Raw genomic sequence first — 18,594 nt, forward strand, 5'->3', positions numbered from 1 at the left:
TCACTCCGCCGCCAGAAGCGGCTTGGGCTGCAGGTAGGTCGCCGCGCACTCGGCCATGGTCGGGCTCGCGCGCGTGATGGGGTCCACCTGCCAGTAGTTCTGAATGGGAAGCTGGAAGGGCGCCATGCCGAGCGCGCCCGTCGCCACGGGCCCCGCATCATCGGTGCAGCCGGGCAGCGGGCCCTGGTCCAGCCGCGCGAAGACGGGGTGCGCCGCGGCCATTTCGGCCCGCAGCGCCTCCAGCGAATCATAGGGCAGCGTCACACCCAGCATCTGCGAGGCGGCGCGGATGATCTTCCAATCCTCCCGCGCCTCGCCGGGCGGCGTCACGGCCATGCGGCCCCGCTGCACGCGCCCCTCGGTGTTGACGTAGGTGCCGTCCTTCTCGGTGTAGGTCGCACCGGGCAGGATCACGTCGGCGCGCGCGGCCGCGGCCTCACCATGATGGCCCTGGTAGATGACGAAGGTGCCCGGCGCGATGCGCGACACGTCGAATCCATCGGCGCCCAGCAGCCACAGCGCGTCCACGCCACCTGCCAGCATGCCCGCCATGTCGAGACCGCCCTCACCCGGCAGGAAGCCGAGGTCGAGCGCCGCCACCTGTCCGCCGAACTGGTGCAGGACATTGAAGCCGTGCCAATCCTCGCGCAGCCCGCCCGCCTGCTTAGCCAGGTCCCAGGCGGCGGCCAGCACCGCCGCGCCATCCTCGCGCGCCAGCGCGCCACGGCCGAGGATGACCATGGGGTTCTTGGCGCCGTCGAGGAAGGCACCCGCCTCGCCCATCGCCAGCGCTTGGCTGGGATAGGTCAGGTCCGTGACCGGCCCCACCACGCCCACGCGCAGCGCGCCCGTCATCCAGCGCTTGCGGATGCGCGCGTTCAGCACCGGCGCCTCGACGCGCGGGTTGCTGCCGATGATGACGATGGCATCCGCCTGCTCGATGCCGGCGATGCCCGTGTTGAACAGGTAATAATCGGGCCGCGAGGCGTCGAGCTTCGCGCCATCCTGGCGGCAATCCAGGTTCTGGCTGCCAAGGGCGGTCATCAGCCCCTTCAGCGCGAACATGGATTCGGCATCCATGGTGTCGCCGGCGATGGCGCCCAGGCGCTTGCCCGGCAGCGCGCGCGCGATGGCGCCGAGCGCCTCGGCCCAGCTCGCCGGCTGCAGCTTGCCGTCGCGCCGCACCCAGGGGCGGTCCAGGCGGTTTCGCTTCAGCCCGTCGAAGGAGAAGCGGCCGCGATCGCCCAGCCATTCCTCGTTCACGTCGTCATGCACGCGCGGCATGATCCGCAGCACCTCGCCGCCGCGCACATCCACGCGGATGGCGGCGCCGACGGCGTCCAGCACGTCCACGCTCTCGGTCTTGCGGAGTTCCCAGGGGCGGGAGACGAAGGCGTAGGGCCGGCTGGTCAGCGCGCCCACGGGGCAAATGTCGATCAAATTGCCGGAGAGTTCGCTGGACAGCGCCTTCTCGACATAGGTGCCGATCTCCATGCTCTCGCCGCGGCCCGTGGCACCCATCTCTGGCACGCCCGCCACCTCGGCGGCGAAGCGGACGCAGCGCGTGCAGTGGATGCAGCGGTTCATCACCGTCTTGATGAGCGGCCCGACATACTTGTCCTTCACCGCCCGCTTGCCCTCGTCATAGCGAGAGAGGTCGCGGCCATAGGCCATGGCCTGGTCCTGCAAGTCGCACTCGCCGCCCTGGTCGCAGATGGGGCAGTCCAGCGGGTGGTTGATCAGCAGGAATTCCATCACGCCGCGCCGCGCGTTGCGGACCACGGGCGTGTCGGTGAAGACCTTCATGCCGTCCATGACCGGATAGGCGCAGGAGGCGACGGGCTTGGGCGCCTTCTCGACCTCGACGAGGCACATGCGGCAATTGCCGGCGACCGACAGCCGCTCATGATAGCAGAAGCGCGGCACTTCCTTGCCCGCGGCCTCGCAGGCCTGGAGCACGGAGGCGCCGTTCGGGACCTCGACCTCGATGCCGTCCACGGTGACCTTGGCCATCGCGCTTACTCCGCCGCCAGGGGGGTTGATGTGGCGTGCCGCTCGCGGATGCGCCGCTCCATCTCGGGCCGGAAGTGCCGGATCAGGCCCTGGATGGGCCAGGCCGCGGCATCGCCCAGCGCGCAGATGGTGTGGCCTTCGACTTGGCGCGTGACCTGTTCGAGGATGTCGATCTCCTCGATCTGCGCGTCGCCGCGCACCATCCGGTCCATCACGCGCTTCATCCAGCCCGTGCCCTCGCGGCAGGGCGTGCACTGGCCGCAGCTCTCATGCTTGTAGAAATGGGCGAGGCGGGCGATGGCGCGGACCACGTCGGTGGACTTGTCCATCACGATCACGCCCGCGGTGCCGAGGCCCGACTTGTGCTCGCGCAGCGCGTCGAAATCCATCAGCACGTCGTCGCAGATGTGCTTGGGCAGCAGCGGCACGGACGAACCGCCCGGGATCACCGCCAGCAGATTGTCCCAGCCGCCGCGCACGCCGCCGGCGTAGCGGTCAATGAGTTCCCGCAGCGGGATGCTCATCTCGGCTTCCACATTGCAGGGCTTGTTCACATGGCCGGAGATGCAGAACACCTTGGTGCCCGCGTTGCGCTCCCGCCCGAAGGAGGAGAACCAGCCGGGCCCCCGCCGCAGGATCGTCGGCACCACCGCGATGGTCTCGACATTGTTCACCGTGGTCGGCAGGCCATAGAGCCCCACCGCCGCCGGGAAGGGCGGCTTCAGGCGCGGCATGCCTTTCTTGCCCTCCAGGCTCTCGATCAGCGCCGTCTCTTCGCCGCAGATATAGGCGCCGGCGCCGCGATGAACGTAGAGGTCGAAATCATAGCCCGAGCCGCAGGCGTTCTTGCCGACCAGCCCGGCCTCATAGGCCTCGGCGATGGCGGCTTCGAGCACCACGCTCTCATTGTAGTATTCGCCGCGGATGTAGATGTAGCCCGCCGTCGCGCCCATGGCGAAGCCCGCGATCAGGCAGCCCTCGATCAGCTTGTGCGGATCGTGGCGGATGATGTCGCGGTCCTTGCAGGTGCCGGGCTCGGACTCATCGGCATTGACCACCAGGTAGGAGGGGCGGCCATCGCTCTTCTTCGGCATGAAGGACCACTTCATGCCGGTGGGGAAGCCCGCGCCACCCCGGCCGCGCAGGCCGGAATTCTTGACCTCCTCGATCAGCCAGTCGCGGCCCTTCGCGAGATACTCGCGCGTGCCGTCCCAATCGCCCCGCATGCGCGCGGCCGAGAGGTTCCAGGGCTGCGTGCCGTAGAGGTTGGTGAAGATGCGGTCCTTGTCCGAGAGCGCCATGGCTCAATCCTCCGAACCGGTGAGAACCATGGGGCCGCCTTCGGGCGCGCTCGTCTGCCGGCCGATGGCGCTGCCATGCGGCGGGCGTTCGCCGCGCTTCAGCGCCTCGATCAGCCGCACCGTGCTGTCGTAGTCCAGGTCCTCGTAGTAGTCGTCATCCACCTGCAGGATGGGCGCGTTCACGCAGGCGCCGAGGCACTCGACCTCTGTGAGCGTGAAGAGCCCGTCCGCGCTGGTGTCGCCATAGCCCTTCAGCCCACCCGCGCTCTTGCAGGCCGCCAGCACGTCATCGCTGCCGCGCAGCATGCAGGGCGTGGTGCCGCAGACCTGCAGGTGATAGCGGCCGATCGGCTTGGTGTTGAACATCAGGTAGAAGGTCGCGACCTCATAGACGCGCATCGGCGGCATGGAGAGGCGCTGCGCGATCACATCCATGGCCACCCGCGGCACCCAGGCGCTGCCGGTGACGCGACCCATCTGGCGCTGCACGATGTAGAGCAGCGGGATCACGGCGCTGGCCTGCTTGCCGGCCGGGTAGCGCGCGATGATCTTCTCGATCTCGGCCTCGCTGGCCGCGTCGAAGGCGAATTCCGTGGGCTGCGCCGCTTCGGCCTTGCCCACCGCATGGGTGGCGTGGAAGCCGCCACCGGGACCTTGGGCGCTCATCGGTCGATCTCCCCGAAGACGATGTCGAGACTGCCGATGATGGCCACCGCATCGGCCAGCATGTGGCCCTTGCTCAGCGCCTCGATCGCCTGGAGGTGGGCGTAGCCGGGCGCCCGGATCTTGCAGCGGTAGGGGCGGTTGGTGCCGTCCGCCACGAGATAGACGCCGAATTCGCCCTTCGGCGCCTCGATCACGGAATAGGTCGAACCCTGCGGCACGTGGTAGCCTTCGGTGTAGAGCTTGAAGTGATGGATGAGCGCCTCCATCGAGCGCTTCATCTCGCCGCGCGTGGGCGGCACGATCTTGTTGTCAGCGATCTTGATGGGGCCAGGCTTCATCTGCGCCAGGCACTGGTCGATGATCCGCAGCGACTGCCGCATCTCCTGCATCCGCACCAGGTAGCGGTCATAGCAATCGCCATGGCGGCCGACCGGCACGTCGAACTCCATGCGGTCATAGAGCTCATAGGGCTGCGACTTGCGCAGATCCCAGGCCACGCCGCTCGCACGCAGGCAGGGGCCGGAGAAGCCCCAGGCCATGGCGGCCTCGGCCGACATCACGCCGATGTCCACGGTGCGCTGCTTGAAGATGCGGTTCTCGGTCAGCAGGCCTTCAAGATCGTCCAGGAAGGCGGGGAAGGCGCGCGCCCAGTTGTGGATCTTCTCGGGCAGCTCGGCCGGGATGTCCTTCGCCACACCACCAGGCCGGAAGTAGTTGGCGTGGTAATGGCTGCCGGAGGTCATCTCATACATTTCGAGCAGGTGTTCGCGCTGCTCGAACCCCCAGAGCGAGGGCGTGATGGCGCCGCAATCCAGCGCATAGGTCGTGACGTTCAGCAGGTGGTTCAGAATGCGCGTGATCTCGCTGAACAGCACGCGGATGTAGCGCGCGCGCTCCGGCACATCGGCATCGATGCCCAGCAGGCGCTCGGTGGCCAGGGCGAAGGCATGCTCCATCGCCATGGGGCTGACGTAGTCCAGCCGGTCGAAATAGGGCAGCGCCTGGAGGTAGGTCTTGTGCTCGATCAGCTTCTCGGTGCCGCGGTGCAGCAGGCCGATATGCGGGTCGGCGCGCTCCACCACCTCGCCCTTCATCTCGAGGATGAGGCGCAGCACGCCATGCGCGGCCGGGTGCTGGGGCCCGAAATTGATGGTGTGGCTGTCCACCTCGACGGTGGTGGTCGCCGCGTTGTTCGTGGTGACGCTCACTTCTGGTCGCCCTTCGTCCCGTCCACGGCCAGGCCGGGGACGCGGTTCAGATGCACCTTCTCGTCGCCCGGAAGCGTGGTCATCGCCTCCCAGGGGCTGAGGAAGTCGAAGCTGCGGAAATCCTGCGTCAGCTTCACGGGTTCCTGGATCACGCGCCCGGCCTCGGCGTCGTAGCGGACCTCGACACGGCCGGTCAGCGGGAAGTCCTTGCGCAGCGGGTGGCCCTCGAAGCCGTAGTCGGTCAGCAGGCGGCGCAGATCGTCGAGGCCGGCGAAGACCACGCCATACATGTCCCAGCACTCGCGCTCGAACCAGGTGGCGCTCGGCCAGAGCAGGGATACGCTGGGCACGGGCAGCGTCTCGTCCGTCGTGGTGATGACGGTGACGCGCGCATTCCGCGTGAGGCTCAGCAGGTTGTAGACCACGTCGAAGCGCTCCGGCCGCTCCGGCCAGTCCACGCCGCAGATGTCCATGCATTGCGCGAAGTCGAGCTCGGGCGTGTCGCGCAGCACGATCAGCAGCGGCAGCAGCGCCTCGCGCTCCACATGCAGCACCAGCTCATGCCCGAAGCGGGCACGGCCATAGGTGACGGGCACCCGGTCGGCGAGGGCGGCGCGGATGGCCTCTTCGAGCGCGTCAACCACGGAGGATGGTCCCCGTCCTGCGGATCTTCTTCTGGAGCTGGAGGATGCCGTAGACCAGCGCCTCCGAGGTCGGCGGGCAGCCGGGCACGTAGATATCCACCGGCACGATGCGGTCGCAGCCGCGCACCACGCTGTAGGAGTAGTGGTAATAGCCGCCGCCATTGGCGCAGCTGCCCATGGAGATGACCCAGCGCGGCTCGCTCATCTGGTCGTAGACCTTGCGCAGCGCGGGGGCCATCTTGTTGGTCAGCGTGCCGGCCACGATCATCACGTCGGACTGCCGCGGCGAGCCGCGGGGGATGATGCCGAAGCGGTCGAGGTCATAGCGCGCCATGTAGGCGTGGATCATCGGCACGGCGCAGCAGGCCAGGCCGAAGGTCATCGGCCAGAGGCTGCCCGTGCGGGCCCAGTTCACCACCTTGTCGAGGTTGGCGACGACGAAGCCCTTCTCCTCGATCTCGCCGGTGACGGCGCGGATCACGGCGTCCTGCTCGGCCCCGGGGGGTGTCGCGCCCTTGTTCCAGCTGATCTCGTTCATGGCGCTCACTCCCAGTCCAGCGCACCCTTGCGCCATTCGTAGATGAAGCCGACCGTCAGCACGAAGAGGAAGCCCATCATGGAGAAGAAGCCCAGCCAGCCGATCTGCCCCAGCGTCACCGCCCAGGGGAAGAGGAAGGCCACCTCCAGGTCGAAGATGATGAAGAGGATGGCGACCAGGTAGAATCGCACATCGAAGCGCCGGCGCGTGTCGTCGAAGGGGGCGAAGCCGCACTCATAGGCCGACAGCTTCTCGGCATCGGGCTTCTGCCGGGCCAGCAGCATGCTGCCGCCCACCATGGCGAGCGCGATGCCACCCGCGATTCCCAGGAAGACCAGGATCGGGAAATACTGCGCGAGCAGGGGCTGGGTCATTGTCCGGCCTTGCCTTTGTAAACTTTGCCTCAAGAGACGCGTGAGCCGCGCTTGGTCCCACCCCCGTTCCCGGGGGCGTGACGCGGCGCACCATACAGAGGCGCGCCCATTTCCGCCATAGGCCCGCACGCGGATGACCGGGATGCAAGGACCAGTTCACGGCGCCCCCCTGGGCGTGCCTCAGCGGTCGAAATGATCAGGCTTTGAAGGGAAAGGAAGCCCTAATGGGCGATCCGCATATGCGGTGAACTGGCGCGAGTGACGGGGCTCGAACCCGCGACCTCCGGCGTGACAGGCCGGCGCTCTAACCGACTGAGCTACACCCGCGCAGTGCTGGGGCGTTTAGGCCCCGAACCGACACCTGTCAACCAAGGGGCCGGCATTTTCAGATGGTTTCGTGGTGGGCGCTGACGGGGTCGAACCGCCGACATCCTGCGTGTAAAGCAGGCGCTCTACCTCTGAGCTAAGCGCCCGCCCGCGAAGTGGCGCCCCGGGGCCAGCCCGGGGCGCGCCAATCAGTTGACCGCGTCCTTGAGGCCCTTGCCGGCCTTGAAGCGGACGGTGGTGGAGGCGGGGATCTTGATCTCCTCGCCCGTGCGCGGGTTGCGGCCCTTGCCGGCCTTGCGCTTGCTGGTGCTGAAGGTGCCGAAGCCCACCAGACGGACCTCCTGCTTCTTCTTCAGCGCCTTCGTGATGGCCTCGAACACCGCGTCCAGCACGTCGCCGGCCTTGGCCTTGGAGAGTTCACCCGAGTCCGCGACAACGGCCACCAGGTCCTGCTTGTTCATGGGATGATCCCCTTTCCGTGAAACTGTCGGCGACGGGACCGATTCCCCGTCCGCGAACCGAAGCGGACAGTAGGGGGCGGTTTTCCGCCACGTCAATCACGGCGTGACCGGATTCCTGGCGGATTGCCGCGGTTTTCTGGGGGAAACCCCGCTGCGCCGCGGCATCGCGGCCAGCCCTGACGCGGATCGGGAGGGGGAGCGCCCCCTCCCTGTCCTGGTGTTAATGCGGGCGGACGCCGCTCTCGGCCGCGGGCGGCGTCACAGGCGCCTCCTCCGGCTCCACCCAGGTGATGGCCTCGGGCGCCCGGATGAGCGCCTTGCCGATGACCTGGTCGGCATGGCTGACGGGGATGATGGTCAGCGCCTTCCGGACGGATTCCGGAATGTCCACCAGATCCTTCTCATTGTCCTTCGGGATGAAGACCGTGGTGATGCCCGAACGCAGGGCCGCCAGCAGCTTCTCCTTCAGGCCACCGATGGGCAGCACCCGCCCGCGCAGCGTGATCTCGCCCGTCATGGCCACGTCGCGCCGCACCGGGATGCCGGTCAGCACCGAGATGATGGAGGTGGCCATGGCCACGCCCGCACTCGGCCCGTCCTTGGGCGTCGCACCTTCGGGGACGTGGACGTGGATGTCGCGCTTCTCGAACAGCGTGGGCTTCAGGCCGAACTGCACCGAGCGCGAACGGACATAGGAGAGCGCCGCACTCACGCTCTCCTTCATCACGTCACCGAGCTGCCCGGTGGGCTTGATGTTGCCCTTGCCGGGCACGACCACGCTCTCGATGGAGAGGATGTCGCCGCCCACCTCGGTCCAGGCGAGGCCGGTGACGACGCCCACCATGTCCTCGCTCTCGGTCTCGCCATAGCGGAACTTCTTCACGCCGGCGTATTTCTCGAGGTTCTTGCGGGTGATGGCGACCTTCTTGGCCTTGCCGCTCACGATCTCCTTCACCGCCTTGCGGGCCAGGCCGCCCACCTCGCGCTCCAGGCTGCGCACGCCGGCCTCGCGCGTGTAGTAGCGCACCAGGTCCCGCAGGGCATCGTCGGTGACAGACCACTCGCCCGGCTTCAGCCCGTTCGCCTCGGTCACCTTCTTCATCAGGTGCCGCTTGCAGATTTCGAGCTTCTCCTCCTCGGTGTAGCCGGGGATGCGGATGATCTCCATGCGGTCCAGCAGGGGCTGGGGCATGCGGAGCGAATTGGCGGTGGTGACGAACATCACGTCCGAGAGGTCGTAATCCACCTCCAGATAGTGGTCCGCGAAGGTCGAGTTCTGCTCGGGGTCCAGCACCTCCAGCAGCGCGCTCGACGGATCGCCGCGCCAATCGGCGCCCAGCTTGTCGATCTCGTCCAGCAGGAAGAGCGGGTTGGAAGTCTTGGCCTTCTTCATGCCCTGGATCACCTTCCCGGGCATGGAGCCGATATAGGTGCGCCGGTGGCCGCGCACCTCGGCCTCGTCGCGCACGCCGCCCAGCGACATGCGGACGAAGGCGCGCCCCGTCGCCTTGGCGATGGACTTGCCCAGCGAGGTCTTGCCCACGCCGGGTGGCCCCACCAGGCACAGGATCGGCCCACGGATCTTCTTCGAGCGCGACTGGACCGCGAGATACTCGATGATCCGTTCCTTCACCTTCTCGAGACCGTAGTGGTCGGCGTCGAGCACCTTCTCGGCCGCGGTGATGTCGTTGCGGACGCGGCTGCGCTTCTTCCAGGGGATGGAGAGAATCCAGTCGAGGTAGTTCCGCACCACCGTGGCCTCGGCGGACATGGGCGACATCGAGCGCAGCTTCTTCAGCTCCGCCAGCGCCTTGTCCGAGGCCTCCTTGCTGAGCTTGGTGGCCTTGATCTTGGCCTCGAGTTCCGCGATCTCGTCGCGGCCCTCCTCGCCCTCGCCCAGCTCCTTCTGGATCGCCTTGAGCTGCTCGTTCAGGTAGTATTCGCGCTGCGTCTTCTCCATCTGCCGCTTCACGCGGTTGCGGATGCGCTTCTCCACCTGCAGCACGCTCATCTCGCCCTCCATATGGGCGAAGACGCGTTCCAGCCGCTGGGCCACGGAGGCGATCTCCAGCAGCTCCTGCTTCTCGGCGATCTTGATGGAAAGGTGGCTCGCCACCGTGTCCGCGAGCTTGCCCGGGTCGTCGATCTGGTTGACCGAGACCAGCACCTCGGGCGCGATCTTCTTGTTGAGCTTGATGTAGCCCTCGAACTGCGAGATGACCGAGCGCATCAGCGCCTCGACCTCGCGCTTCTCCGAGGCCGGTTCCTCCACGGCCTGGACATAGGCCTCGAAGTGGCTCTCATTCTCCTTGAAGCTGTGGATGCGGGCGCGCTTCAGCCCCTCCACCAGCACCTTCACCGTGCCGTCGGGCAGCTTGAGCAGCTGCAGCACCGTGGAAACCGTACCGAGCTGGAACAGGTCTTCCGCCCCCGGATCATCCTGCTGCGCGTTCTTTTGCGCGACGAGGAGGATCTGCTTGTCCTCCCGCATCACCGCTTCCAGCGCGCGGACGGATTTCTCGCGGCCCACGAAGAGCGGCACGATCATATGGGGGAAGACGACGATGTCGCGCAGCGGCAGGACCGGGTGCAGCTCGCCTGGGGGAACTTCCGTCATTTGGACCTCACGGGGGACAGTCGGTGGGTCAGGCGCCCTGGACAGGCACGCCCGCCGGCACCACGGGAAAGCACTGGATGTGGGTTGGAACCCTGGGCAAACAAGTCGGCGGGATGACAGGCGGCCCCGCCCGGGGGGCAGGGGGGCCGCCGCACAGCCATCAGGCGGAACTCTGTTCCGCGGCCTTCTCGCCATAGATGAAGAGAGGCTGGGCGCGGCTCTCGGCCACCTCCCGGTTCACCACCACCTCCTCGACGTCGGTCAGGCCCGGCAGTTCGAACATGGTCGAGAGCAGGATGCTCTCCATGATCGAACGCAGGCCGCGCGCGCCGGTCTTGCGCTGGATGGCCCGCTGGGCCACCGACTTCAGCGCGTCCTCGGTGAAGGTGAGCTTGGCGCCCTCCATCTCGAACAGGCGCTGGTACTGCTTCAGCAGGGCGTTCTTCGGCCGCGTCAGGATTTCGATCAGCGCGCGCTCATCGAGGTCCTCCAGCGTGGCGACCACGGGCAGGCGGCCGATGAATTCCGGGATCAGGCCGAACTTCAGCAGATCCTCGGGCTCGACTTCCTTCAGCACGGCCCCGGTGCGACGGTCCTCGGGCGAGCGGACCTCGGCGCCGAAGCCGATGCCCGAGCCCTTGCCGCGCGCGCCGATGATGCGCTCGATGCCGGCGAAGGCGCCGCCGCAGATGAAGAGGATGTTGGTCGTGTCCACCTGCAGGAATTCCTGCTGGGGGTGCTTCCGGCCGCCCTGCGGCGGCACGGAGGCGACCGTGCCCTCCATGATCTTGAGCAGCGCCTGCTGGACGCCCTCCCCGCTCACGTCGCGGGTGATGGAGGGGTTGTCCGACTTGCGGCTGATCTTGTCCACCTCATCAATGTAGACGATGCCCCGCTGGGCCCGTTCCACATTGTAGTCCGCGGCCTGGAGCAGCTTGAGGATGATGTTCTCCACATCCTCGCCCACATAGCCGGCCTCGGTCAGCGTGGTCGCGTCCGCCATGGTGAAGGGCACGTCGAGAATACGCGCGAGCGTCTGCGCCAGCAGCGTCTTGCCCGAGCCCGTGGGGCCCAGCAGCATGATGTTGGACTTCGCGATCTCGACGTCGTTGTTCTTGGCGCCCGCCGCCAGCCGCTTGTAATGGTTGTGCACCGCGACCGAGAGGACCTTCTTCGCATGGTCCTGCCCGATGACATAGTCATCGAGGACCTTGCAGATCTCCTTCGGCGTGGGCACCCCATCGCGCGTCTTCACGAGGTGCGTCTTGTGCTCCTCACGGATGATGTCCATGCAGAGTTCGACGCATTCATCGCAGATGAACACCGTCGGTCCCGCAATCAGCTTGCGGACCTCATGCTGCGACTTCCCGCAGAAGGAGCAGTAAAGGGTGTTCTTGCTGTCGCCCGATTTGCTCATGCCCACTCCTCGCTCCCTGTCCGGCCCCGGCGGGCTGGATGGCGCGTCGGCAAAGAATAGACCCCCGGTCCTCCCGGGGGAAGCGCTGCCCTGGCGCGGCCGCCAGGGCACCACATAAACACCTAATGCCCGGTCAATGCAGCCAATTCGTTACGGCTGCGGCAGGGCATCAGGCCTTGGGGGCTTCGGCCGGGGTGGGACGCTCGGTCACCACCTGGTCGATCAGGCCCCAGTTCATCGCCTCCTCGGCCGACATGTAGCTGTCGCGCTCGAGCTTGGCCTCGATGGCCTCGACCGGCTGGCCGGTGTGGCGGACATAGATTTGGTTCAGGCGCTTGCGGAGTTCCAGGATCTCGCGCGCCTGAATTTCAATGTCCGTCGCTTGGCCCTGCGCGCCGCCGGAGGGCTGGTGCACCATGACCCGCGCATTCGGCAGCGCGAAGCGCTTGCCCTTGGCGCCGGCCGTCAGCAGCAGCGAGCCCATGGAGGCCGCCATGCCGATGCACACGGTGCTGACCGGGCTGCGGATGTACTGCATGGTGTCATAGATCGCGAGGCCGGCGCTGACCACGCCGCCGGGGCTGTTGATGTAGAACGAAATGTCCTTGTTCGGGTTCTCGCTCTCCAGGAACAGCAGCTGCGCGCAGATCAGGCTGGACACCTGATCGTAGACGGCGCCGGTCAGGAAGATGATCCGCTCCTTCAACAGGCGCGAATAGATGTCATAGGCCCGCTCGCCCCGGGAGGACTGCTCCACCACCATGGGCACGAGGGAATTGTTGTAGATTTCGACCGGATCGCGGTCCATGGCTCGGCTTCCCATCATGACGCCCCGCCCCGGAATGGGCGCAGGGGTCCGGGGCGGGGGCGAATCCGCCCCTCGCCCCAAGTTCGTGACAGCATGTGGGCATCCTGCCCGGCGGGGGAAGCCCCCGCCACGCCCGCGCCCGCGGGTCAGGCCTTCTGCGACGCCTCGGCCAGGGCCTCGGGCGTCACCTTCTCCTCGGTCACCTGGGCGAGTTCCAGCATGAAGTCCACCACCTTCTCCTCGAAGAGCGGGCTGCGAAGCTGCTCCATCGCCTGGGGATTCTTCTGGAAATACTCGATGACCTGCTTTTCCTGGCCCGGGTAGCGCTGCACCTCGGCCATCATCGCCTTGGACAGCTCCTCGCGGCCCACCTGGATGTTGTTGGTGCGGCCGATCTCGGACAGCAGCAGGCCCAGGCGGATGCGGCGCTCGGCGATGGCGCGGTAGTCGGCCTTCAGCGTGTCCTCGTCCTTGCCGGCATCCTCGCCATCCAGGCGCCCGGCCTTCATGTCGGCCTCCACGCGCTGCCAGATCTCGGCGAACTCGCCCTCCACCATGGCTTCCGGCACGGTGAAGCTGGCGCGCTCGGCGAGCGCATCCAGCAGGCGGCGCTTGATGGCGAGGCGGCTCAGCCCGTCATATTCGCGCTGCAGGCTCTCGGTGATGGCCTCGCGCAGCTTGGCCAGGTCCTCGAGGCCGAGCTTCTTCGCGAACTCATCGTCCAGCGCGGGCTTGGCGCTGGTCTTGAGCGCCTTGGCCGTGATGGTGAACTCGGCATCCTTGCCGGCCAGGTTGGCGGCGCCATAGGTGGCGGGGAAGCTCACCTTGATGACGCGTTCCTCGCCGGGGGCCATGCCTTCCAGCTGCTCGGTGAAGCCGGGGATGAAGCCCTGGCCCGCGACCTCGATCGGCATGTCCTGGGCGGCGCCGCCCTCGAACTCGGTGCCGTCCATGCGGCCCACGAAGTCGCAGACCAGCACGTCGCCCTTCTGGGCGGCGCGGGGCTCGGCGTCCTCGAGGGTGGCGTTGCGGGACTGGATGGTCTCCAGCGTCTTCGCGATCTGCTCCTCGCCCACCTCGGCCTTGAGGCGCGTGAGGGTGATGGAGGCGAAGTCCGGCATGGGGATCTCGGGCATCACCTCGACATCGAGGCGGAATTCCAGATCCGCGCCGTCATCGAACTTCACCAGCTCGATCTTGGGCTGGACGGCGGGGCGCAGGCCGCGCTCCTCCACCACCTTGCCCGTGGCATCCTGCACCGAGGCTTCCAGCACCTCCCCCATCACGGCCTGGCCATAGCGGGCCTGGACGATCTTCTGGGGCACCTTGCCCGGGCGGAACCCGGGAATCTTCATGTCCTTGGCGAGTTCCGCGAGGCGCTTGTCCTTCTCCGCGGCGATGGCGGCGGCGGGCACCACCACGGTATAGGCCCGCTTGAGCCCTTCGTTCGCGACCTCGGTCACCTGCATCAGCGCAATCCGTTCCAGTGATTGCCGGTGGCTCAGTGGTGCGGGCGGAGGGACTTGAACCCCCACGGCTTGCGCCACTGGAACCTAAATCCAGCGTGTCTGCCAATTCCACCACGCCCGCGGAGCCGCGCTGCCGGTAGGAAGGGGGGCGTGTAGCCGAAAGGCCGCTTCCCGCCAATACTGGGGGGATGGATTTGCACGACCCGGGCGGAAAGGTGCGCCGCAGGCTGGCGGCGGATGTGGTTTCGGCGGCCGGGTTCTCCGCCTGCCGGCGCTGGCGGTGGTGGCTGGAGCGGCGCTGGGACGGGGCGCCGCTTGGCAGCCCGGGGCCTGGCGTGGTCATCGGGATGAACCCCTCGGTGGCCGACGAGACGGCCGATGACCCCACGGTGGCGGGCGTCATGTGGCGGGCGCGGCACCTCTGGGGGCTGCCGGGGCTGATCATGCTGAACGCCTTCGCCTATCGCGCCACGGACAAGCTGCGACTGCTGGAGGTGGAGGACCCGGTGGGGCCAGAGAATGACGCCACCATCCTGCGCCTCAGCCAGGGGGCGCCGCTGGTGGTGGCCGCCTGGGGGCAACCGCCCAGGGCGCTGGCCGGGCGGGGGCCGGCGCTGGCCGCGATGCTGGCGGGGGCCGGGGTGCGGCTGATGTGCTTCGGGCGAAATGCCGATGGCAGCCCGAAGCACCCTTTGTATCAGCGCAAGGACGCGCCGCTGGTCCCCTACTGACCGACCAGCACCTCGGCGCAGGCATCCAGGATCGCCGCCTCGTCCAGCCCATACTCGGCATAGAGCGCCGGGATGTCCCCGGCCTGCCCGAAGCGGTCCACGCCAAGGGCCGCCACCCGCTGCCCGCGCACCGCGCCCATCCAGTCCAGCGCGGCCGGGTGCCCGTCCAGCAGCGTCACGATCCCCGCATCCCGCGCCAGCGGCGCCAGCAGCGTCTCGATATGCGAGGGCGCGCCCCCCGGCCCCTGCCGCGCGCGCTTGCGCGCCTCCAGCCAGCCCTGGTGCAGCCGGTCGGGGCTGGTCACGGCCAGAAGCCCGGCGCCGGGCTCCTCCTCGCGCAGGGTCGCGAAGGCGGCCATGGCCTCGGGCGCCAGCGGGCCCTGATAGGCGATGGCGATGCGCGCCCCCGGCGCGGGCGGCGTGACCCAATAGCCGCCGGCGATGACCGCCGCGGGGTCCAGCGTCCGCTCGGGCTGTTCCAGCCCGCGGGTGGAGAGGCGCAGCCAGACGCTGGAGCCGTTCTCCGCCTGCATATGCGCGAAGGCGTGGCGCATCAGGATGGCGAGCTCGTCGGCGAAGGCGGGCTCATAGGCGGCCAGCCTGTCCTGCGCCATGCCGATCAGGGGGGTGTTCACGCTCTGGTGCTGGCCGCCCTCAGGCGCCAGCGTCAGGCCGGAGGGCGTGGACACCAGCAGGAAGCGCGCATCCATGTAGCAACCATAGATCAGCGCATCGAGGCCGCGGTTCACGAAGGGATCATAGACCGTGCCGATGGGCAGCAGCCGCGCGCCATAGAGCCGGTCGGCGAGCCCGAGCGCCGCCAGGACAAGAAAAAGATTCTGCTCGGCGATGCCGAGTTCCACATGCTGCCCCTCGGGCGACATGCCCCAGCGCTGGGCGGAGGCGAGCTTGGCGTCCCGGAACACGTCGTTCTTCAGATGCCGGTCGAAGATGCCGCGCCGGTTCACCCAGGGGCCGAGATTGGTGCTGACCGTCACATCCGGGCTGGTGGTGACGATGCGGGAGGCCAGGTCCTTGAACTCCCCCTCCCCGCGCCCGATGCCCGCCAGGATCTCGCCGAAGGCCGCCTGAGTGGAGAGTTTCCGGCCCGCCGGCACGCGCGGAACCGGCAGGCGGGCGGGCACATGGATGGTGGGCGAGGCCAGGCGCCTGCCCTCCGGCGTCAGCTTCCGCGCGAAGGGCACGCTGTTCACGAAAGCGCGCATGTCGGCCGAGGAAAATTCCAGCCCCTCGAAGGCGTCCCACTCATGGCCGGGGCGGATGCCCATTTCGGCCCGGAAGCCCTCCATCTGCTCCTTGGTCATCAGCCCGGCATGGTTGTCCTTGTGGCCGGCGAAGGGCAGGCCCATGCCCTTGATGGTGTAGGCGATGAAGCAGGTGGGCTGGTCGCCGGCCGCGTCCTGGGCGCGGAAGGCCTCCATCAACGTCTCGATGTCATGGCCGCCGAGATTGGTCATCAGCGCCGCCAGCTCGTCATCGGAGAGCGGGTCTATGATGGCCCGCACCCCCTCCTCCCGGCCGAGTTCCGCCATCAAGGCCGCGCGCCAGGCGGCCCCGCCCTGGAAGGTGAGCGCGGCGTAGAGCGAGTTGGGGCAGTCATCGATCCAGTGGCGCAGCGCCTCGCCGCCGGGCCGGGCGAAGGCGGCCGTCAGGCGCCGCCCGTATTTGAGGGTGACGACATTCCACCCCATGTCCCGGAACAGCCCCTCGATCCGGCCGAAGAGGCGGTCCTGCACCACGCTGTCCAGGCTTTGCCGGTTGTAGTCCACCACCCACCAGACATTGCGGATGTCGTGCTTCCAGCCCTCCAGCAGGGCCTCGTAGATATTGCCCTCATCCAGCTCCGCATCGCCCACGATGGCGACGTGGCGGCCGGCGGGCAGGTTCTCGGGCGCCAGCTTCTTCAGCCGCACATAATCCTGCACGAGCGAGCCGAAGCTGGTCAGCGCCACCCCCAGCCCCACGCTGCCGGTGGAGAAATCCACCTCACCCCCATCCTTCATGCGCGAGGGATAGGGCTGGATGCCGCCGAACTGGCGCAAGGTGGCCAGCTTCTCCGCGCTCTGCCGCCCCAGCAGCAGGTTCATCGAGTGGAAGACCGGCCCCGCATGCGGCTTCACCGCCACCCGGTCGGCCGGCTTCAGGATGTCGAAATAGAGGGCGGTCATGATGGAGATGACCGAGGCGCAGGAGGCCTGGTGCCCGCCCACCTTCAGCCCGTCCCGGTTGGGGCGGACATGGTTGGCGTGATGGATCATCCAGGCGGAGAGCCAGAGCAGCTTGCGCTCCACCGCATGGAGCATGGCGAGGCGCCGCGCCTCGTCCGGCGTCTCCGACCTTGTGCTGATGCCCTGGACCGTCATGGAAAACCCTCCGCTTCATGGCAGGCTAAGGCCGTGGCCGCCCATCTCCAAGCGCCCCCTTGCCGGGGCCGGCCGGCGGGCGGAAGCTTCGCCGCATGAACACCGAACCCGTCCTGCTGACGCAACGCGACGCCCGCGGCATCGTCACCGCCACCCTCAACCGGCCCAAGCTGAACAACGCCTATAATGGCGAGATGCTGGAGGCGCTGATCTCCGGCATGGAGGCCATGGCACATGACGCCTCGGTGCGGGGCCTGGTCATCCGCGGCGCCGGGCGGCATTTCCAGGCGGGTGCCGACATCAACTGGCTGAACGAGGCCGCGGGCGCCACCCCCGAGGCCGCCCACGCCGCCTCCATGCTGACCACCCGCGCCATGCAGGTGCTGAACGAATTCCCCAAGCCCACCTTCGCCGTGATCCATGGCGCCTGCTTCGGCGGCGGCACCGGCATCGCCTGCTGCGTGGATGTGGCGCTGGCCACCACGGAAGCGAGCTTCGGCATCAGCGAGGTGCGGGTGGGCGTGGCCCCCACCCCCATCTCCACCCACATGGTCCATGCCATGGGCGTGCGCCACACCCGCCGCTACGCCATCACCGGTGAGCGCTTCGGGCCGGAGGAGGCCATGCGGATCGGCCTGGTGCATGAGGTGCATGCCCCAGACGCCATCGAGGCGCGGCTGGAGGAGATCATCTCCGCCATGCTGCTCTCCTCGCCCACGGCCATCGCCATGACCAAGCGCAGCATGCTGGGCGCCAATGGCTGGCTGCTGGACGCGCGGACCATGGACCAGCTGGCCTATGAAAGCTGGACGCAGCGCGCCTCGGACGAGGGACGCGAGGGGCTCGCCGCCTTCCGGGAGAAGCGGAAGCCGCGCTGGGCGTAAGGCGTCCCAGGCCCACCACTTCCAACGCGTCCTGGGTCATCGCGAGCCGCCCGGAAGCCCTCCCGTAGCGGGACGATACGCGGGCGCATGGCGGCCTGGCCCCGCGACCAAGCCGCGCCTCGCGCGTTGCCCTCTCCGAACCGCGGAGTGCCGGCATGGCCTTGCTGACGAGAGAGGATTGGCGCCGGCACTCGCCCGTCGCCTGGATGTGCCTGGGCGCGTTGCTGGGCTGCGCGGCACTCTTCTGGTTCATGGACCGGACTGGCGCCGCCCTTGGCACCCTGGCCGCCCTGGTCGGCTGCCTCGGCCTCATCCTGCCGCCGCGCGAAAGGATGGCGATGCTGCCGCGGCGGGTGCGTCGCCTGCCCCGCGTGCTGGACGCCGCGCCGGTCCTGGCCACGCTGCTGAGCTGCCCGGGCTATGGGCTGGGCTGGTTCCACGGGGCCAACCCCTATGATGAAATCGTGCATCTCCTGAACGGGGTGCTGGCCGGCGCCGTCTTCGCCGCGCTGCTGGAAGCGGAGGGCAAGGATCGCGGATGGCGTCGCCGGGCCTGGCTCGGCCTCGGCTTCGGCTTGGCGCTCGCGGTGGGATGGGAGGTGTTCGAATGGGCCACCGGCCTGATCGGCGGTCCCTGGGACACCGCGACGGATATCCTGCTCACCACCGCCGGCGCCGCGCTGGGCGCCGCATGGGTCGGGCCGCTGCGACTGCACCGGGCGCAGCGGGCCGACCGGGCGCTGGCGCATTGA

The 18,594-nt window shown here is 68.1% G+C and carries 16 protein-coding genes and 3 tRNA genes; 3 read left to right on the plus strand and 16 right to left on the minus strand.

What is annotated here, in order from left to right:
- The 15 genes from nuoG to ICW72_RS06740 all read right to left on the minus strand — a co-directional run bounded on the left by nuoG (position 1) and on the right by ICW72_RS06740 (position 13,964).
- Positions 1-2,013, minus strand: a complete 2,013-nt coding sequence (gene nuoG / locus ICW72_RS06670; RefSeq protein ID WP_191085488.1) for an NADH-quinone oxidoreductase subunit NuoG — start codon at positions 2,011-2,013, stop codon at positions 1-3.
- Positions 2,014-2,018: 5 nt separating this feature from the next.
- Positions 2,019-3,314, minus strand: a complete 1,296-nt coding sequence (nuoF, locus tag ICW72_RS06675; RefSeq protein WP_191085489.1) for an NADH-quinone oxidoreductase subunit NuoF — start codon at positions 3,312-3,314, stop codon at positions 2,019-2,021.
- A 3-nt stretch (positions 3,315-3,317) separates the two neighbouring features.
- Positions 3,318-3,980 carry a complex I 24 kDa subunit family protein gene (locus tag ICW72_RS06680; protein WP_191085490.1) on the minus strand — a complete coding sequence of 221 codons (663 nt, stop codon included), beginning with the start codon at positions 3,978-3,980 and terminating at the stop codon, positions 3,318-3,320.
- The gene (locus ICW72_RS06685; protein ID WP_191085491.1) at positions 3,977-5,188 is read right to left on the minus strand and encodes an NADH-quinone oxidoreductase subunit D; all 1,212 of its coding nucleotides are present in this window, start codon (positions 5,186-5,188) and stop codon (positions 3,977-3,979) included. The genes ICW72_RS06680 and ICW72_RS06685 overlap by 4 nt, the downstream gene beginning before the upstream one ends.
- Complete coding sequence (locus ICW72_RS06690) at positions 5,185-5,832, minus strand: NADH-quinone oxidoreductase subunit C (RefSeq protein ID WP_191085492.1); 648 nt, start codon at positions 5,830-5,832, stop codon at positions 5,185-5,187. Before ICW72_RS06690 ends, ICW72_RS06685 begins: the two co-directional genes overlap by 4 nt.
- A complete protein-coding gene (locus ICW72_RS06695; protein WP_191085493.1) occupies positions 5,825-6,370 on the minus strand; it encodes a NuoB/complex I 20 kDa subunit family protein in 546 nt (181 codons plus the stop codon). Before ICW72_RS06695 ends, ICW72_RS06690 begins: the two co-directional genes overlap by 8 nt.
- A 5-nt stretch (positions 6,371-6,375) precedes the next feature.
- Positions 6,376-6,744, minus strand: a complete 369-nt coding sequence (locus tag ICW72_RS06700; RefSeq protein WP_191085494.1) for an NADH-quinone oxidoreductase subunit A — start codon at positions 6,742-6,744, stop codon at positions 6,376-6,378.
- Between the two features lie 250 nt (positions 6,745-6,994).
- A tRNA-Asp gene (locus ICW72_RS06705) sits at positions 6,995-7,071 on the minus strand.
- Positions 7,072-7,142: 71 nt separating this feature from the next.
- Positions 7,143-7,217: transfer RNA gene (locus ICW72_RS06710), tRNA-Val, on the minus strand.
- A gap of 42 nt (positions 7,218-7,259) precedes the next feature.
- Positions 7,260-7,532 carry an HU family DNA-binding protein gene (locus tag ICW72_RS06715; RefSeq protein ID WP_184385946.1) on the minus strand — a complete coding sequence of 91 codons (273 nt, stop codon included), beginning with the start codon at positions 7,530-7,532 and terminating at the stop codon, positions 7,260-7,262.
- 220 nt (positions 7,533-7,752) lie between these two features.
- Positions 7,753-10,149, minus strand: a complete 2,397-nt coding sequence (gene lon / locus ICW72_RS06720) for an endopeptidase La (protein ID WP_191085495.1) — start codon at positions 10,147-10,149, stop codon at positions 7,753-7,755.
- 160 nt (positions 10,150-10,309) lie between these two features.
- A complete protein-coding gene (gene clpX, locus ICW72_RS06725) occupies positions 10,310-11,566 on the minus strand; it encodes an ATP-dependent Clp protease ATP-binding subunit ClpX (protein ID WP_184385942.1) in 1,257 nt (418 codons plus the stop codon).
- 169 nt (positions 11,567-11,735) lie between these two features.
- Complete coding sequence (gene clpP / locus ICW72_RS06730) at positions 11,736-12,374, minus strand: ATP-dependent Clp endopeptidase proteolytic subunit ClpP (RefSeq protein ID WP_191085496.1); 639 nt, start codon at positions 12,372-12,374, stop codon at positions 11,736-11,738.
- A 146-nt stretch (positions 12,375-12,520) separates the two neighbouring features.
- Positions 12,521-13,843 (minus strand): trigger factor, encoded by a 1,323-nt coding sequence (gene tig, locus ICW72_RS06735; RefSeq protein ID WP_191085497.1) that lies wholly within the window; start codon positions 13,841-13,843, stop codon positions 12,521-12,523.
- 36 nt (positions 13,844-13,879) lie between these two features.
- Positions 13,880-13,964, minus strand: a tRNA-Leu gene (locus ICW72_RS06740).
- 67 nt (positions 13,965-14,031) lie between these two features.
- Between ICW72_RS06740 and ICW72_RS06745 the strand changes: the two genes are divergently transcribed.
- A complete protein-coding gene (locus tag ICW72_RS06745; protein ID WP_191085498.1) occupies positions 14,032-14,574 on the plus strand; it encodes a DUF1643 domain-containing protein in 543 nt (180 codons plus the stop codon).
- Here the strand turns inward: ICW72_RS06745 and ICW72_RS06750 are convergent.
- Positions 14,568-16,958, minus strand: coding sequence for a 1-deoxy-D-xylulose-5-phosphate synthase N-terminal domain-containing protein (locus tag ICW72_RS06750; protein ID WP_408639221.1), 2,391 nt, complete (start codon positions 16,956-16,958; stop codon positions 14,568-14,570). The two genes, ICW72_RS06745 and ICW72_RS06750, sit on opposite strands and share 7 nt — an antisense overlap.
- A 95-nt stretch (positions 16,959-17,053) precedes the next feature.
- On the opposite strand from ICW72_RS06750, the gene ICW72_RS06755 reads away from it, so the two are divergent.
- Together ICW72_RS06755 and ICW72_RS06760 are read left to right on the plus strand one after the other, a co-directional pair.
- A complete protein-coding gene (locus ICW72_RS06755; RefSeq protein ID WP_191085499.1) occupies positions 17,054-17,842 on the plus strand; it encodes an enoyl-CoA hydratase-related protein in 789 nt (262 codons plus the stop codon).
- Positions 17,843-17,997: 155 nt separating this feature from the next.
- Positions 17,998-18,594, plus strand: a complete 597-nt coding sequence (locus tag ICW72_RS06760) for a DUF2238 domain-containing protein (protein ID WP_191085500.1) — start codon at positions 17,998-18,000, stop codon at positions 18,592-18,594.

This window comes from Roseococcus microcysteis, assembly GCF_014764365.1.
GTDB lineage: Bacteria > Pseudomonadota > Alphaproteobacteria > Acetobacterales > Acetobacteraceae > Roseococcus > Roseococcus microcysteis.

What these genes read in the sequence shown, in the direction of transcription:
- nuoG (WP_191085488.1), bottom strand. Translation starts at nt 2,013, where the DNA reads ATGGCCAAGGTCACCGTGGACGGCATCGAGGTCGAGGTCCCGAACGGC.
- nuoF (WP_191085489.1), bottom strand. Translation starts at nt 3,314, where the DNA reads ATGGCGCTCTCGGACAAGGACCGCATCTTCACCAACCTCTACGGCACG.
- ICW72_RS06680 (WP_191085490.1), bottom strand. Translation starts at nt 3,980, where the DNA reads ATGAGCGCCCAAGGTCCCGGTGGCGGCTTCCACGCCACCCATGCGGTG.
- ICW72_RS06695 (WP_191085493.1), bottom strand. Translation starts at nt 6,370, where the DNA reads ATGAACGAGATCAGCTGGAACAAGGGCGCGACACCCCCCGGGGCCGAG.
- ICW72_RS06700 (WP_191085494.1), bottom strand. Translation starts at nt 6,744, where the DNA reads ATGACCCAGCCCCTGCTCGCGCAGTATTTCCCGATCCTGGTCTTCCTG.
- ICW72_RS06715 (WP_184385946.1), bottom strand. Translation starts at nt 7,532, where the DNA reads ATGAACAAGCAGGACCTGGTGGCCGTTGTCGCGGACTCGGGTGAACTC.
- lon (WP_191085495.1), bottom strand. Translation starts at nt 10,149, where the DNA reads ATGACGGAAGTTCCCCCAGGCGAGCTGCACCCGGTCCTGCCGCTGCGC.
- clpX (WP_184385942.1), bottom strand. Translation starts at nt 11,566, where the DNA reads ATGAGCAAATCGGGCGACAGCAAGAACACCCTTTACTGCTCCTTCTGC.
- clpP (WP_191085496.1), bottom strand. Translation starts at nt 12,374, where the DNA reads ATGGACCGCGATCCGGTCGAAATCTACAACAATTCCCTCGTGCCCATG.
- tig (WP_191085497.1), bottom strand. Translation starts at nt 13,843, where the DNA reads ATGCAGGTGACCGAGGTCGCGAACGAAGGGCTCAAGCGGGCCTATACC.
- ICW72_RS06745 (WP_191085498.1), top strand. Translation starts at nt 14,032, where the DNA reads ATGGATTTGCACGACCCGGGCGGAAAGGTGCGCCGCAGGCTGGCGGCG.
- ICW72_RS06750 (WP_408639221.1), bottom strand. Translation starts at nt 16,958, where the DNA reads ATGACGGTCCAGGGCATCAGCACAAGGTCGGAGACGCCGGACGAGGCG.
- ICW72_RS06755 (WP_191085499.1), top strand. Translation starts at nt 17,054, where the DNA reads ATGAACACCGAACCCGTCCTGCTGACGCAACGCGACGCCCGCGGCATC.
- ICW72_RS06760 (WP_191085500.1), top strand. Translation starts at nt 17,998, where the DNA reads ATGGCCTTGCTGACGAGAGAGGATTGGCGCCGGCACTCGCCCGTCGCC.